The organism is Sphaerisporangium sp. TRM90804 (assembly GCF_029846175.1).
Classification (GTDB): Bacteria; Actinomycetota; Actinomycetes; order Streptosporangiales; family Streptosporangiaceae; genus Sphaerisporangium.
In genome coordinates this window covers 183380-197360 of sequence record NZ_JARWAC010000030.1, presented here as the reverse complement: position 1 = coordinate 197360, position 13981 = coordinate 183380, and the positions used below count along the sequence as shown (strand labels likewise).

Genomic DNA, 13981 nt, shown 5'->3' with positions numbered 1-13981 from the left:
TCGCGCCGTTACCAGCGCTTGACCTCCGACCCGCCCGATCCGCTACGATGCGGACCACCCCGTCTCCAGGGCAACCCCTCTAACTTACTCACCGACACTCACTTGCGCAAGTCGAAGTGCGTAGATCTTCGGGGTTCGTCGGCTTCGGCGTCCGCCCGCGCGTCATCCACAAGGAGTGGTGTGCGGGGAAGATCGCCGGGCTGTGCCGACGACAGAAGATTAGCAGGACTTCTGGAGCGCTTGGTCCATCGTGGCCCACGACCAGGTGCGACGTTTCGGCGCGCTGGGCATCGGCAGTACAACAGCGGTACGTCTTACCTGTTCTCAACCGATAGAGGCTGACGTGAGCGAACGAGCGGCACCCCGGGCACTGACCCTCCTGCTCGGCATCGCGGCGGCGGTGGTCGTCCTGGCGGGGATCCGAGCCGTGGGCACGATCGTGGGCACCATCGTGCTCGCGCTCGTGCTGACCATCGCGGTCTCCCCGATCAGGAGCTACCTCACGCGCAGGGGGGCGCCCGGCTGGCTGGTCGTGCTCGTGCCGTTCTCCGTGGTCATCGTGGTGCTTGTCGGGATGGTGGCCATCCTCATCACCGCGGTGGTGCAGCTGGCGGTGATCCTGCCGACCTACTCCGACCGGTTCAACCGGCTCCTCGCCGACGCGCAGAGCTGGGCGGCGGCGCGCGGCATCGCGCCACAGGTGAACAAGGCGCTGCAGTCGCTGGATCCGGGCAAGGCGCTGGAGTTCGCCCAAGGGCTGCTGAGCGGCGTGCTCGGCATCCTGTCCGGCCTGCTGCTGGTCGTCGTGCTTCTGCTGGCGATGAGTCTGGACGCGCCGATCATCACACGCGTCATGTCCCGAGCGTCCGCGGAGCGGCCCGCCATGGTGGAGGCGCTGGGGACGTTCGCCCGCAAGACCCGGCGCTACCTGCTGGTCTCCACTTTCTTCGGGCTGATCTGCGCGGTTTTGGACGTGGTGGCGCTGTACGTGCTGAGCGTTCCGCTTCCGCTGCTGTGGGGGGTGCTCGCGCTGATCACCAACTACATTCCGAACATCGGCTTCGTGGTCGGCCTCGTGCCGCCCGCCCTGCTGGGCCTGCTGACCGGCGGGCTGCGCACGATGGTGCTGGTGATCATCGCCTACATGGTCATCAACGTCGTCGTCCAGTCGTTCATCCAGCCCAAGTTCCTCGGTGACGCCGTGGGGCTGACGACGACGGCCACGTTCGTGTCGCTGATCGTCTGGGCGACCGTGCTCGGCCCGCTGGGCGCCCTCCTAGCGATTCCGCTCACCTTGCTGACCCGCGCCCTGTTCATCGACAGCGACCCGAGCGCCAAGTGGTCGGGGGCGCTGATCTCCGGGGACGTCCCCAAAGAGCGGCCACCCGCGTGAGCCGCGCGGGCCCGTCCCCCGATGCCGGGACGGGCCTGCGCACGGTTGCCTACTGGGCGGTGGCCGCGACCGTCGTCCGAGGTCTCCCGGTCTCGGGGTCCAGCGCGGAGGAGTCGCCGCGCCGGGTCGCCCACGGCAGGGCGGCGACCAGGACGGGCAGCAGGATGATCGAGCTCATGGCCCAGGGTCTGTGCAGCATGGCCCAGTCTTGGGCGGTGTACTGGGTCAGGTAGAGGTACCCGACGGCCGCCCAGGTGCTGGTGCCGATGATCGCCGGCCACGCGAAGCGGGTCGGCCGGGCCACGAGGAAGGGCATGAACCACAGGAGGTACTGCGCGCCCAGACGCGGGGTCACCACCATGAACGCCAGCAGGATCGCGATCGTGAAGTCGATCGGGTCGGCCCGTCGCCAGAAGAACCCCACCAGCAGCAGCGTGCCGTAGATCATCCATTGGCCGTAGCGGGCGAGCTCGGCGTTCAGCGTCCAGTCGCCGCCGACCGCGATCGCCGTCCAGCCCCACTCGCCGATGATCGGACGCACGTCGCCGATGGTCCTGATCACCTCGGGCAGTTCGGCGAGCGACGTTCCCGCGCCGATCGGCAGCGTGACCAGGAAGAAGATGGGCGCGACCCCGGTGGCGAAGAAGCCGTACAGGCGCGAGCGCAGGTCGGGCAGGAACAGGAGCATGCCGGGGACCAGCCAGATCGGCCAGCTCTTGGCGCACAGCGCGAGCCCCATCAGCAGGCCGGCGACGATGGCGTTGCGCACCGGGCGCGACGTCCTGGCGTTCCGCGCCACGACGAAGGCGGCCACGCCGAAGACCAGCGACACCGGCTCGACCTGGCCGTGCACCGACGCGACGAGCAGCGCGAGCGGGTTGCAGGCGTACTGGAAGGCCCGCAGGGAGGCGTCCTTGCCGCCGGCCAGCTTGCCGACCAGCGGGATCAGGATGAGGTCGGAGACCACGGTGACCAGACGGCCGGCGATCTCCCACGGGATGCCCACCCACAGCAGCAGCCCGTAGACGTACGGGATCGTCGGGAGGAAGTGCCAGCCGCCGTTGCTCTCCAGCACCGGATCCTGGCGGGCGATGATGGCCTCGCCCGCCGGTTTGAAGCTGTTCACGAAGTCGACCGGCTGCCAGGTGTCGGCCGCGGACGTCGCCATGATGAGCACCCGGAAACCGATGCCCACCGCGAGCGCGACGGCGAGTGACGGCTTCCAGCCCTTCCACTGCGCGAGGACGGCGAGCACGACACCTGTTACGAGGACGCACCCCGTGAGAATTGCGTAGTCCATGGCGTCCCCTAGCCTGCCGGAAGCCAGGCCAAAGCGACCACTCGGGTACGAAAATTGCCGCTAACTATCCGGAGCCGTTCACATAAAGAAACTCTCCGGCCACGTGAGGTGACGATCGGACGGCGGGCGGGCGTCACGGCAGGGCGTTGAGGTACGCGCGGTGGTTGGCGGAGAACTCCGACCCGTTGTACCGGTCCCAGTTGATCGACCAGGTCATGAGGCCGCGCAAGGCCGGGTAGACCCCGCGCGGCCGGTAGGGACCGCAGTCGGTCCCCTTCGCCAGGCAGTCGAAGGCCTTCTGGACCTCGGCCACCGTGGTGAAACCGTTCCCCGCGTACGGCGCGGCGGGCAGGCCGATGGCGACCTGCTCGGGGCGCAGCGCCGGGAAGACGTCGGCGGTGTTTCCCCGCACGGGGAAGCCGGCGAGCAGCATGTCGGTCATCGCGACGTGGAAGTCCGCGACACCCATGGTGTGGTACTGGCCGTCCAGGCCCATGATCGGCCCGGAGTTGTAGTCCTGCACGTGGAGCAGGGTGAGATCGCCGCGCATGGCGTGGATCACCGGCAGGTACGCCCCCGAGCGCGGGTCGGCGCCGCCGCTGCCCGGGCCGTAGAACTGGAGGCCGAGCTGGACGAAGAACGTCTCCGGCGCCATGGTCAGCACGAACCGCGCGCCGTACCTCGCCTTGAGCGTCTTGAGCGCGGAGACGAGGTTCACGATCACCGGGGTGGTGGGGTTCCTGAAGTCGGTGTCCCCGGCGTTGAGCGCGAGCGAGTGGCCCTCGAAGTCGATGTCCAGGCCGTCGAGACCGTACCGGTCGATGATGGCGGCGACCGAGCTGACGAACCTGTCGCGCGCGGCCGTCGTGGTGAGCTGGACCTGGCCGTTCTGGCCGCCGATGGAGATGAGCACCTTCTTGCCCGCCGCCTGCTTGGCGCGGACGGCGGCGGTGAAGTCGGCCTCGCTCTCGACGTTGGGGCACTCGGCGGCCGGGCAGCGGTTGAACCGGATGTCGCCGGAGGTCACCGAGGTCGGCTCGCCGAAGGCGAGGTTGACGACGTCCCAGGAGTCCGGGACGTCGCTCATGCGCACGTACCCCGACCCGTTGGCGAACGAGGCGTGCAGGTAGCCGACGAGCACGCGCTTCGGCAGGCCGCCCGTGGGCGGCGGCCCGCTCGCCGGGATGCCGGTGACCTCGGCCGACCTCGCCGACTCGCCGGCCGTGTTGGACGCGCTCACCGCGAACCGGTAGGCGGTGCCCGAGGTCAGCCCGGTGGCCGTGTAGCTCGTGCCGGTGGGCGAGCCGATCCTCGTCCCGTCCCGGTAGACGGCGTAGCCGGTCGCGCCCGGGGAGGCAGACCAGCTCAGCGAGACGCTCGACGACGTGGTGCCGGTGACGGCCAGGCCCGACGGCACGGAGGGGATCTGCGTGCCGTCGCCGTCGCCGGCGGGGCCGTCCAGCACGACGTCGTCGGCGTGGTAGGCGCCGGTGCCGTACCAGCCGTTGAGGTAGACCGTGACGGACGTGGTGGCGGCGCCGGTGGTGAAGGACGTGCGCAGCTGCGCCCACGCGGCCCCGGGCGAGCCCCAGGTGCTGACGTCGGTGGTGCCCGTGCCCAGCGCGCCCAGGAAGACGTAGCCGCCGCGCACCCAGGCCGACAGCGTGTACGAGGAGGACGGCCGCACCCGCACCGTCTGGGAGCAGCGCGCGAAGTCGCTGCCCGCGGGGGTGGCCTCCAGCGCGGCGGAGCCCGCGTGGACGGGACTGGTCACCGTCCTCGCGGCGGCGGGGCACGACCAGCCGGTCAGCCCGCTCTCGAACCCGGGGTTGGCGGCGATGTTGGCGGCCAGGGCGGGCGCGGCGGGCAGCACCGCCGCCAGGACGGCCAGGACGGTCGCCGCCGTGACGGCCCTCGCCCAGGACCACAGGGCGGCGGCGCTGGACCGGGGCCGGGGGAAGGGCTGTCTCATGGCATGACTCCAGGCTGCTGGGACGGTGCGTGCGCACCGAGGCGCGCGGTGGTGCGTACGGCCCGCACACCCCGTGGGGGGTCGGCGGTGCGCGGGCCGTACGGCTGGTGGGCCCGGCCCCTGGCGGGGCCGTGGGCCGGGGATCAGCCGGTGTAGGCCTTGAGGATCGAGCTGAACTCGTAGGCCGACTGGGCGATCCCGCTGCAGGTGGGCGACAGCGTGCCGTTCGGGCAGCCGCCGTTGTCGCGTCCGATCGACCAGAAGCCGATGCGCCCGACGTGGTTGGCCTGGGCGTACGCGAGCAGCTTGCGGGCGTGCGCCTGCGTGGTGGTCATGCCGGTGTCGTTCCTGCCGATCATGGGTGTCAGGCCGAGCAGGCGCTTGATCTGCGCGTCGGTCTTGGCCGGCCAGATGGCCTTCATCTGGGCCGCCGTCGCGTTGGCGGCCGCGATCATGGCGTCGCCCCAGTCGCCGGTGTAGCCGAAGTTCATCAGCATCGGGTTGACCAGGACGTTCAGCCCCTTGGCCGCCGCGTCCCGCAGGATCTGCACCGAGTACGGGTCCATGCCGTAGTCCTGGCCCTGCACGCGCATCGTGTAGCTGACGACCGTGCCGCGCTGGTCCTGGAGCTGCTTGAGCGCGGAGTTCACCTTGTTCTGGTCGATGGTGGCCTCGATGTCGACGTCCAGGTGGTTGGTGCCGACGACGTCGAGGATCCTCTTGTATGCGGCCAGCAGCTGAGCCGTGCTGCCGCAGGTGTGCTCCAGGTACGGCCCGGCGGCGCCGCCCGTCGCGACGATCACCTGGCCGCCGCGCGCCTGCAGCGCCCGGATGTCGTTGACGATGCGCGCGTCGTCGATCGGGATCGTCCCGCCCCACGCGGGGTTGCAGCCGGTGCTGTCGCCGAGCGCGAAGGCGAGGGTGTAGTTCCGCACCCCGGTCGCGGTGGCGGCGCCGACCAGCGAGGGCGTGGGCATCGTGATGTCGATGTAGGGGGCGACCAGGATGCCGCCCGGCGGCGGCGGGCTCGTGGTCGGCGTGGGAGTCGGCGTGGGCGTGGGAGTCGGGCTGGGGGTGGTGCCGCCGCAGGGGCCGCCGTTGACGCGGCAGTTCAGCGGGGAGCCGGCGCCGCTGACGACGAAGCCGAAGGACGCCGACGCGCCGGGGGCGAGCGAGCCGTTGTACTCGCGGTTCCTGAAGTCGTAGTGGGCGCCGGACCGGGTGAGCAGGGCGTCCCAGTAGGTGCCCGCAGTGGTGCCCGACGGCAGGTCGAACTCGACGTTCCAGCCGTTCAGCGGGCTGGAGGTGCCGTTGGTGACCGTGTACCTGCCCTCGAAGCCGGACCCCCAGTCGGAGGTCTTGACGAACGTGGCGGTCACCGACGCCGCCTGGGCGCTCATGGGGACCAGGACGGCGGTGAGCAGGCTGGCCAGGGCGGTGAGGACGAGCAGGGGGATGGTGCGTCGCACGGTGGCTCCCATGCCGGGGGGAAGCGGGGAACTGCCGCGTCGGGGAGGAAGACGCGGAGACGGGGCGAGCGGGGCGGCTCGCGCACGAGGATGTCGCGCGGCTCGTAGCGGTTCAGGCGGCTTGGGACGGTTCAGAAACGCGGCGAGCGCGGAGGGGGACGCGCCACTGACGGCTCCGGTGGTCATTTCTTTTAGGAAAGTTTCCTAAGAGTTGTCGCGATCGTAGTCCGGCCCGCGCTCCCCCACAAGACCCAAACTCCGGACTTTTCCCCGAGCCAGGGCCGCCCTGACACGCCGTCCCCCGACCCGGCGGGGAAACCCCCCCTCGCCTTGACGGCGGCCTCGACTCCGCCCGAGCCGGACGGCGCCGCCGGCCCGGACGGCCGCCGCCCGTCCGGGCCGGACGCGGTGGCACGCCCTCGGGCGCAGGCAGGCGGGCGGCGGTGTCCGAGACCGGTGAACGGCGGAAATCGGCGCGCCGAAACCCCATGTATAGGGATATAACGTGATGTGTCGTCAGCTAGATGGAGTTCGGCACCATGTTCTTCGGCATCACCAACATCTGGGCCTATGTCATAGGCGCGTTCCTGATCATCCTTCTGCCCGGCCCCAACTCGCTGTACGTGCTGGCCACCGGAGCCCGGCGGGGCGTGCGCGCGGGCTACCGCGCGGCGGCGGGGGTGTTCCTCGGCGACTCGGTGCTCATGGTGCTCTCCGCGGCGGGCGCGGCGTCGCTGCTGCAGTCGACGCCGCTGCTGTTCACCGTGGTCAAGTACGCGGGCGCGGGCTACCTGGCGTGGATCGGCTTCGGCATGATCCTCGGCGCCTGGAGGTCGTGGCGGGCCGACGGCTCGCGTGAGCCCGTCCCCGAGACGGTGGAGGCGGTGGCCGGGGCCACCTCGGGCGCGAGCGCCGATCCGTTCAGGAAGGCCCTGGTGGTCAGCCTGCTCAACCCGAAGGCCATCCTGTTCTTCATCTCGTTCTTCGTGCAGTTCGTGGACCCCGGCTACGGAACGCCGGCGATCTCGTTCCTGATCCTGGGCGCGATCTGCCAGTTCTTCAGCGTGCTGTACCTGTCGATGCTGATCTTCGCGGGGGTCTCGCTGTCGACCCGGTTCCGGCGCCGGCGCGGGCTGTCGGCCGGGCTCACCTCGGGCGTCGGGGTCGTCTTCCTCGGCTTCGGCGCGAAGCTGGCGACCTCCAGCCTGGGCTGAGGGGCGTCCTACCGGGAACGCCTAGTCCTGGTTGACCTTCAGGGCCACGCTGACCAGCGACAGGAACATCTCGGCGCCGGCGCGGTCGTCGATCTCCACCGTGATCCAGCCCACGTTGTGCCCGGCCGTGACGCGGTGGGAGTCGGCGAGGACCCTGGCCCAGCGGTGGATGACCGGTGCGGTGAGCCGCAGCTCGGCGGTGTGGTCGCCGGGCATACGAATGATCTCCCGGCCCGCGGTGCGGAAACGGATGGCCTTGCGGGTATGACTCACCACGAGGTCGGGCCATCGGGCGAGCTCGACGGCGACATCGGCCACACACCCTGCCGACCGGCCATGGGCGCGCGAGTGCACTGCCATGCCCTCATGCTCGCGGGCCGGCCGCCGTCCGGAAACCCTCTGTTCCCGAACCGTTATCGGATGTTCAACCAGCCGGAAAGCCGGCCGACGCCATGGGGGGCGACACGACCATCGACGGGTGACCATTTAGAACATGTCCCTTAGGTAACGCGTTGGGCACTGTGAGCGGTAATGACGGCACTCGGGTATTACGGGCAAGTTTTGGCGATCCGATCCTGGGGTAGTCGCGAGGGCTCTAGCGTCGGTATTCCGCCGTCACGGGGAGAAGCATGAGCCACCCTTCCTTCACCCTTCCCAAGATCACGGCGCTACTGAGGCAGGCCGTCCCCCGGCTGCTGGAAGGCGTCGTCGCGCCGCTCGCCGTCTTCTACGCCGCGTTCGCCGTCCTCGGCCTGAACGGCGCCCTGATCGCGGTGATGACCTGGGTGTACGGCGGCGTGCTGTGGCGGCTGGTCCTGCGCAGGCCGGTGCCGGGGACGATGGTGCTGGCCGCCATCGCCATCACCGCCCGCGCGGCGCTCGGGTGGTGGACGGGCAGCGCCGTCGTCTACTTCCTGCAGCCGGAGCTCGGCACGATCTGCATCAGCGTGGCCTTCCTCGCCTCGGTGCGGCTGAACCGGCCGCTGGTGCAGCGGCTCACGCTGGACTACATCCACCTGCCCTCCGCCGTACTACGGCACGCCCGGGTACGGCGGTTCTTCGCGCGCATCACGCTGCTGTGGGCGTTCGTGCTGCTGATGAACTCGGCGGTCAGCATCTGGCTGCTGCTGCACCAGTCGATCGGCACCTACCTGCTGGTGCGCACGTCGGTGGTCGCGGCGATCAGCGGGGCGGCGGTCGCCGTCTCGATCTACGCCTTCCGCCGCGTGCTGCGCCGCCTGCACACCGACCCCGCCGTCCCGGCCCCGGCCGCCGGCTGACCGAGCCGGCTCACCCGAGCCGGCCGGGGCCTCACCCGGCGTCCGGATCGACCAGCCCCGCCTCGTAGGCGACGATCGCGGCCAGCACCCGGTTGGGCACGCCCAGGCGGCCGAGCGCCGCGCTCACGTGCGACTTCACCGTCCCTTCCACCAGGTGGAGGCGGCGGGCGATCTGGGCGTTGGACAGCCCCGCCCCGACCAGCCCGAGCACCTCACGCTCGCGGGCGGTGAGCGCGGCGACGCGGGTGCGCGCGGCGGACGCGCGGGCCAGCCGGCCGCCCTCCAGCTCGTTGATCACCCGCCTTGCGACCTGCGGCGACAGGTACGCGCCGCCCTCGGCGGCGGCCCGCACCCCGGCCATCAGCTCGCGCGGGTCGCCCGCCTTGAGCAGGAACCCCTGGGCGCCGCCGGACAGGGCCCGCGCGACGTACTCGTCCTCGCCGAAGGTCGTCAGCATCACCACCGCCGTGTCCGGCAACGCCCGGCGGATCTCGGCCCCGGCCGCGAGCCCGTCGAGCCGGGGCATGCGGATGTCCAGCAGTGCCACGTCGGGCCGGTGCAGCAGGGAGAGCTCCACCGCCTCCCGACCGTCGCCCGCCTCGGCCACCACCTCGATGCCGCCGTCCGCGGACAGGATCGCCCGCACGCCCGCGCGGACCATCGCCTCGTCGTCGGCGAGCAGAACACGGATCCGGGTCATGGCCCCTCCCCCGGGACGGGCGGCACGGGGCCGGTAACGCCGTGGGCCGGCACGCGCGCGGTCGTCACGCGTCCTCGCCGTGGGGCAGCCGGGCGGTGACCGTGAAGCCGCCGCCCACGGGCCCGGCGGAGAGCGTCCCGCCGGCCAGCCGTACCCGTTCGGCCAGCCCCACCAGGCCGTGACCCGCGCGGGAGCGGCCCGCCTGCGGGACGCGGGCCTGCGGCGCGGCGTTCGCGACGGCGACCACGGTGTCCCGCGCCGAGTGCGCGAGCCGTACGTCGACCGGGGCGCCCGGCGCGTGCTTGGCGGCGTTGGTCAGCGACTCCTGGACCACCCGGTAGACCGCGCGGGCGACGACGTCGGGCACCCGCGGCCCGGCGCCCCGCACCTCCAGCCGGACCGTCATGCCCGAGTCGCGCGTGCGCCGCACCAGCTCGTCGACGCTCTCGGTCGAGGACGGCCCGGGCGGCCCCGAGTCGTCACGCAGCACGTCCACGATGCGCCTCAGCCGCTCGGTCGTGACGCCCGCCGCCGCCCGCAGCTCCCCGGCGGCGCCGCGGTGCTCCTCCCCCAAGGTGGGCGCCACCTCCAGCGCGCCCGCGCGAAGCGCGATGAGCGCCAGCTCGTGGCCGAGGGAGTCGTGCATGTCCTGGGCGATGCTCGCCCGCTCCCGCAGCCGCGCCTGCTCGGCGATCATGCGGTGCTCGCGGGCGAGCTGCTCGGCCCGCTGGAAGCGGTAGCGGCCGGCCGTCCAGGGGGCGACGGCCGTGAGGAGGAATCCGCTGAGCAGCGGGATCCAGACGGTGTGCTCGAGGCCGGGGCCGCTCCCCAGCGGCCCGCACGTCGACACGGCGGCCAGGACCACGCCGCCGACCAGGGTGAGGGCGATCAGGCCCGACGCGGGCCCGCCCCTGACCGTCCTGCGGCCGGCCAGGTAGAACAGGACGACGATGGCGAGCGAGTAGGCGTTCAGCGGGCCGACCTTGACCGGCGTCGCCGCGTCCAGCGGCCCCATCACCGTGGTGGCGATGGCGTCCGTCGAGTTCCACGGCCCGACGGGCAGCACAATGAGCGTGGCCGCCAGGGGGTGGGCCCGGGCGAGCAGCACGGCGACGCCGACCAGGGCCATCCCGGCGAGCGTGACCACCGGCGCCAGGCCGGCCGGGACGGGCCCCCACGGCCCGGGGTCGCCGGCGAGGACCACCACGGGCACGCAGAGCGCCGCCCAGAGCAGGAGGTCCACGATCGCCTCGCGCCGGGAGCGTCGCAGAACACCCGTCCATCGGTCCACGTCGGCGACGGTACCGTGCCGCGCGCGTCCCGCGACTCCGCCACAAGTACGGGACGAACCCTGACGAAAGTCAGGGATGGGCGAGCACTTGCGGAGGAGGCGCCGGAAACGACCGGCTTCCTACCGTTGATCACATGTCCGATGCCCTGCTCGACCTGTTGAAAGACGTCATGTCCTCGCCGTGGGTCTACGTGGCCCTGTTCGCGCTGGCCGTGATCGACGGCTTCTTCCCCGTCGTGCCCAGCGAGACGGCGGTCATCACCGCCGGCGTGTTCGCTGCCACCGGAGAGCCTGGCCTGGTGCCGGTCATCCTGGTCGCGGCCCTGGGAGCCTTCGTCGGCGACCACGTGTCCTACTTCATCGGCAAGTCGTCGGTGGGCCGGTTCAGGCGCGGGCGCGGCCGGGGCGCGTTCGACTGGGCGGCCAAGGCACTCGCCGAGCGCGGCGGGCTCGTGCTGGTCATCGCCCGGTACATCCCCGGCGGCCGGACCGCCGTCACGCTGACCATGGGCGGGGTCGGCTACCCGCGGCGCCTGTTCGCCCTCTTCGACGCCCTGGCGGCCGGCACGTGGGCGCTGTACTCGGCGCTCGTCGGTTACCTAGGCGGCCTGGCCTTCGAGCACGACCCCATCAAGGGACTCCTGCTCGGCCTCGGCATCGCCGTGACGATCGCGATCGTCACCGAGGTCGTACGCCACGTCCGCCACCGCCGATCCGCGAAGCCCCCGGCCCCGGCCCCCGACGAGGACGCCCCGGCCCCCCTGCCCATCCCCTGACACCCGCCCGCCGCAGCCGCTCCCGGGAGACCGGCGGGCCAGCCGCCGGAGTACGCTGCGGCCCGCCGGCTCATCCCGCACGGCCCGCACCCCGGGTGCGCGCTCGGCGGCCCGTCGGGAAGGATGGGGGGTCCGCACTGAGGAGAGGACCGAACATGGGCTGCGCACTGGTCACCGGGGCGTCGCGAGGGCTGGGCGCGATCATCGCCGAGCGGCTGGCCACCGACGGCTGGAAGGTCGTCGTCAACTACGCCAACGACACCGCGGGCGCCACGGCCGTCGCCGACCGCATCGGCCAGGGCGCGTACGTGGCGCGCTTCGACGTGACCGACGAGGAAGCCGTGCGCCGGGGCGTCGCCGAGATCCACGAGCACGCCGGCCCGATCGGCGTCGTGGTGAACAACGCCACCGGCCCGCAGCCCCTGATGCCCGTCGAGAAGCAGACCTGGAACGACCACCTCGACCAGCTCCGCTTCTTCGTGAAGGCCCCCCTGCTCCTGCTCCAGGCGGCCCTGCCCGACTTCCGCGCGGCGGGCGGCGGCCGCATCGTGAACGTGGGCAGCGAGGTCGTCGACCTCGGCAACGCCGACTACGGCCACTACGTCTCGGCCAAGGCCGCCATGCACGGCCTCACCCGCTCCTGGGCGCGCGAACTGGGCCCCCTCGGCATCACGGTGAACACCGTCGAGCCCGGCTGGATCCCCGTCGAACGCCACGCGGGCGAGGACGTCTCCGAGTACCGACAGCAAGTCCCCCTCGGCCACATGGGCGTCCCCGCCGACGTCGCCGAGGCCGTAGCCTTCCTCTCCTCCCCGGCCGCCCGCTTCATCACCGGCCAGCGCCTCGCCGTCAACGGCGGCAGGACGATGAGCTAGCCGTACCCGCTGATCGGCGCCGATCCGGCGGACGGGCGATCCGACGGTGTGATCGGTAAAGTGCCAGGGTGCGACGTGTCGGGGTTTGGGTGCTCGTGGTCGTCGGGGGGCTGGCCGGGTGTGGGGCGGAGCCGGCGTTCCGGGACGTGGCGGGGGTGCTGAACGAGGACGGGGCCGCGCTGAGCCGGCTGACGCTGGCGGGCAAGCGGGTGAGCGCCGTCGAGGACCGGGCCGGGTGCCCTGGTGGGAGCAGGCGCGGGCTGTACACGATCACCGGGGACGTGCCCGCGGGGAACGCGTCCTCGGCGGTGGTGTCGGCGCTGGCCACCGAGCTGCACACGATGGGGTACCAGGAGGCCGAGGGGCCCGGTGCGCGGTTCGGGGTGAAGGTGAGCGTGATGAGGAAGGACTCGCTGGACATCACCTTCACCGTCGCGCTGCGGGCCGACCGGCCGAACGTGGAGATCACCGGTCAGACGGGCTGCATGCCCGCGACCTGACCCGCCGCCTTCCCGGCGGCGCGACTTGATCCGCCTTCCCAGGGGCGCGGGGACGCCGATTTGCTTACCGGCGTGGGACCGGTAAGGTTGTGTTCATCGCCGCGGGGTGGAGCAGCTCGGTAGCTCGCTGGGCTCATAACCCAGAGGTCGCAGGTTCAAATCCTGCCCCCGCTACCATGCGGAACGATCAAGAGGCCCGGTGTCCGGAGACGGACACCGGGCCTCTTGCCGTCTCCATGCGCGAACCGGTCGCCTCCTGTGAGGGTGCGGCCGGTCGGTGCGCACGGGGGCCGGGCTAGCCGTGGCGGGGGACGGGGACGCGCATCAGGTCCTCGGCGACGGTGATGCGGCCGGGGAAGTGGCGGCGGGCCTGCTCCTCGAAGGGGGCGGGGTCGCGGTAGCGCTGGGAGAAGTGGGTCAGCACGAGGTGGCGGACGCCGCATCGGGCGGCCACGTGGCCGGCCTCGGCGGCGGTGAGGTGGCCGTGTTCGCGGGCGAGGCCGGCGTCCTCGTCCAGGAAGGTGGATTCGATGACCAGCAGGTCGGCGCCGTCGGCCAGGGTGTACACGGCGTCGCACAGGCGGGTGTCCATGACGAACGCGAACCGCTGGCCCGGGCGCGGGCGGCTGACCTCCTCCACTGTGATCGCGCGGCCGCCGACGCGGACGGCGCCGTCGCGCTGGAGCTCGCCGACGCGCGGGCCGGAGATGCCGAGGGCGCGCAGGCGGTCGGGCAGCATGCGGCGTCCGTCCGCCTCCACCAGCCGGTACCCGTACGCCGGAACGGGGTGGTCGAGCGGGTACGCCTCGATGCGCCCGAAACCGCCCTCGGCGATCACTCCGGCCTCGCGCACCGGCTCGGGCACCAGCGTCGCGGTCTCGTAGAAGGAGCTGGCGTGCCGGAGCCGGGCGAAGTACTCGGCGCCGGCGGCAGGGAAGTGGGCGTGCACCGGGTGCGCCACGCGGTCGAGCGACAGCCGCTGGATCACGCCGGGCAGCCCGAGGCAGTGGTCGCCGTGGAAGTGGGTGACCAGGATGCGGGTGACGTCGCTCGCGGCCACCCCGGCCAGGATCATCTGCCGCTGGGTGCCCTCACCCGGGTCGAACAACAGGCCGGCGCCGTCCCACCGCAGGAGGTACCCGTTGTGGTTGCGGGCGCGTGTCGGCGCCTGGCTGCCCGTGCCCAGGACGACGAGCTCGCGGACGGACACC

Annotated in this window: 13 protein-coding genes and 1 tRNA gene; 7 read left to right on the top strand and 7 right to left on the bottom strand. The window is 72.0% G+C overall.

Annotated elements, in window-relative coordinates; translation table 11 throughout:
* The first annotated feature begins 343 nt into the window (after positions 1–343).
* Positions 344–1393, top strand: a complete 1050-nt coding sequence (locus tag PYR91_RS32375) for an AI-2E family transporter (RefSeq protein WP_279786056.1) — start codon at positions 344–346, stop codon at positions 1391–1393.
* A gap of 49 nt (positions 1394–1442) precedes the next feature.
* Here the strand turns inward: PYR91_RS32375 and PYR91_RS32370 are convergent, their stop codons facing one another.
* From PYR91_RS32370 to PYR91_RS32360, 3 genes are all read right to left on the bottom strand, one after another.
* Positions 1443–2693: a hypothetical protein gene (locus PYR91_RS32370; RefSeq protein ID WP_279786055.1), complete on the bottom strand. Its 1251-nt coding sequence runs from the start codon at positions 2691–2693 to the stop codon at positions 1443–1445.
* Positions 2694–2826: 133 nt separating this feature from the next.
* Positions 2827–4665: a glycosyl hydrolase family 18 protein gene (locus PYR91_RS32365; RefSeq protein ID WP_279786053.1), complete on the bottom strand. Its 1839-nt coding sequence runs from the start codon at positions 4663–4665 to the stop codon at positions 2827–2829.
* 143 nt (positions 4666–4808) lie between these two features.
* Entirely contained in the window at positions 4809–6134 is a 1326-nt protein-coding gene (locus PYR91_RS32360; RefSeq protein WP_279786051.1) for a cellulose binding domain-containing protein, read from the bottom strand.
* A gap of 524 nt (positions 6135–6658) precedes the next feature.
* Here PYR91_RS32360 and leuE point away from each other — a divergent pair.
* Positions 6659–7348, top strand: coding sequence for a leucine efflux protein LeuE (leuE, locus tag PYR91_RS32355; RefSeq protein ID WP_279786049.1), 690 nt, complete (start codon positions 6659–6661; stop codon positions 7346–7348).
* A gap of 21 nt (positions 7349–7369) precedes the next feature.
* Here leuE and PYR91_RS32350 read toward each other — a convergent pair whose 3' ends face one another.
* A complete protein-coding gene (locus PYR91_RS32350) occupies positions 7370–7708 on the bottom strand; it encodes a luciferase family protein (RefSeq protein WP_279786047.1) in 339 nt (112 codons plus the stop codon).
* A 269-nt stretch (positions 7709–7977) separates the two neighbouring features.
* Here PYR91_RS32350 and PYR91_RS32345 point away from each other — a divergent pair, with 269 nt between their 5' ends.
* Positions 7978–8628 carry a VC0807 family protein gene (locus tag PYR91_RS32345; protein ID WP_279786046.1) on the top strand — a complete coding sequence of 217 codons (651 nt, stop codon included), beginning with the start codon at positions 7978–7980 and terminating at the stop codon, positions 8626–8628.
* 31 nt (positions 8629–8659) lie between these two features.
* Here the strand turns inward: PYR91_RS32345 and PYR91_RS32340 are convergent, their stop codons facing one another.
* Entirely contained in the window at positions 8660–9328 is a 669-nt protein-coding gene (locus tag PYR91_RS32340) for a response regulator transcription factor (RefSeq protein WP_279786045.1), read from the bottom strand.
* A 64-nt stretch (positions 9329–9392) separates the two neighbouring features.
* Positions 9393–10619, bottom strand: a complete 1227-nt coding sequence (locus tag PYR91_RS32335) for a histidine kinase (protein WP_279786043.1) — start codon at positions 10617–10619, stop codon at positions 9393–9395.
* 134 nt (positions 10620–10753) lie between these two features.
* On the opposite strand from PYR91_RS32335, the gene PYR91_RS32330 reads away from it, so the two are divergent.
* The 4 genes from PYR91_RS32330 (at position 10754) to PYR91_RS32315 (ending at position 12947) form a co-directional block, all read left to right on the top strand.
* Positions 10754–11395 carry a DedA family protein gene (locus PYR91_RS32330; protein ID WP_279786041.1) on the top strand — a complete coding sequence of 214 codons (642 nt, stop codon included), beginning with the start codon at positions 10754–10756 and terminating at the stop codon, positions 11393–11395.
* 155 nt (positions 11396–11550) lie between these two features.
* Positions 11551–12270, top strand: a complete 720-nt coding sequence (locus PYR91_RS32325; RefSeq protein WP_279786039.1) for an SDR family oxidoreductase — start codon at positions 11551–11553, stop codon at positions 12268–12270.
* A 68-nt stretch (positions 12271–12338) separates the two neighbouring features.
* The gene (locus PYR91_RS32320; protein ID WP_279786038.1) at positions 12339–12770 is read left to right on the top strand and encodes a hypothetical protein; all 432 of its coding nucleotides are present in this window, start codon (positions 12339–12341) and stop codon (positions 12768–12770) included.
* 100 nt (positions 12771–12870) lie between these two features.
* Positions 12871–12947: transfer RNA gene (locus tag PYR91_RS32315), tRNA-Met, on the top strand.
* A 118-nt stretch (positions 12948–13065) separates the two neighbouring features.
* Here the strand turns inward: PYR91_RS32315 and PYR91_RS32310 are convergent.
* Complete coding sequence (locus PYR91_RS32310) at positions 13066–13980, bottom strand: ribonuclease Z (RefSeq protein ID WP_279786037.1); 915 nt, start codon at positions 13978–13980, stop codon at positions 13066–13068.
* Position 13981 lies beyond the last annotated feature (1 nt).

Bases quoted from the DNA above. Each gene is read 5' to 3' on its own strand.
- PYR91_RS32370 (WP_279786055.1), bottom strand. From the start codon at position 2,693: ATGGACTACGCAATTCTCACGGGGTGCGTCCTCGTAACAGGTGTCGTG.
- PYR91_RS32365 (WP_279786053.1), bottom strand. From the start codon at position 4,665: ATGAGACAGCCCTTCCCCCGGCCCCGGTCCAGCGCCGCCGCCCTGTGG.
- leuE (WP_279786049.1), top strand. From the start codon at position 6,659: ATGGAGTTCGGCACCATGTTCTTCGGCATCACCAACATCTGGGCCTAT.
- PYR91_RS32350 (WP_279786047.1), bottom strand. From the start codon at position 7,708: ATGGCAGTGCACTCGCGCGCCCATGGCCGGTCGGCAGGGTGTGTGGCC.
- PYR91_RS32345 (WP_279786046.1), top strand. From the start codon at position 7,978: ATGAGCCACCCTTCCTTCACCCTTCCCAAGATCACGGCGCTACTGAGG.
- PYR91_RS32340 (WP_279786045.1), bottom strand. From the start codon at position 9,328: ATGACCCGGATCCGTGTTCTGCTCGCCGACGACGAGGCGATGGTCCGC.
- PYR91_RS32330 (WP_279786041.1), top strand. From the start codon at position 10,754: ATGTCCGATGCCCTGCTCGACCTGTTGAAAGACGTCATGTCCTCGCCG.
- PYR91_RS32325 (WP_279786039.1), top strand. From the start codon at position 11,551: ATGGGCTGCGCACTGGTCACCGGGGCGTCGCGAGGGCTGGGCGCGATC.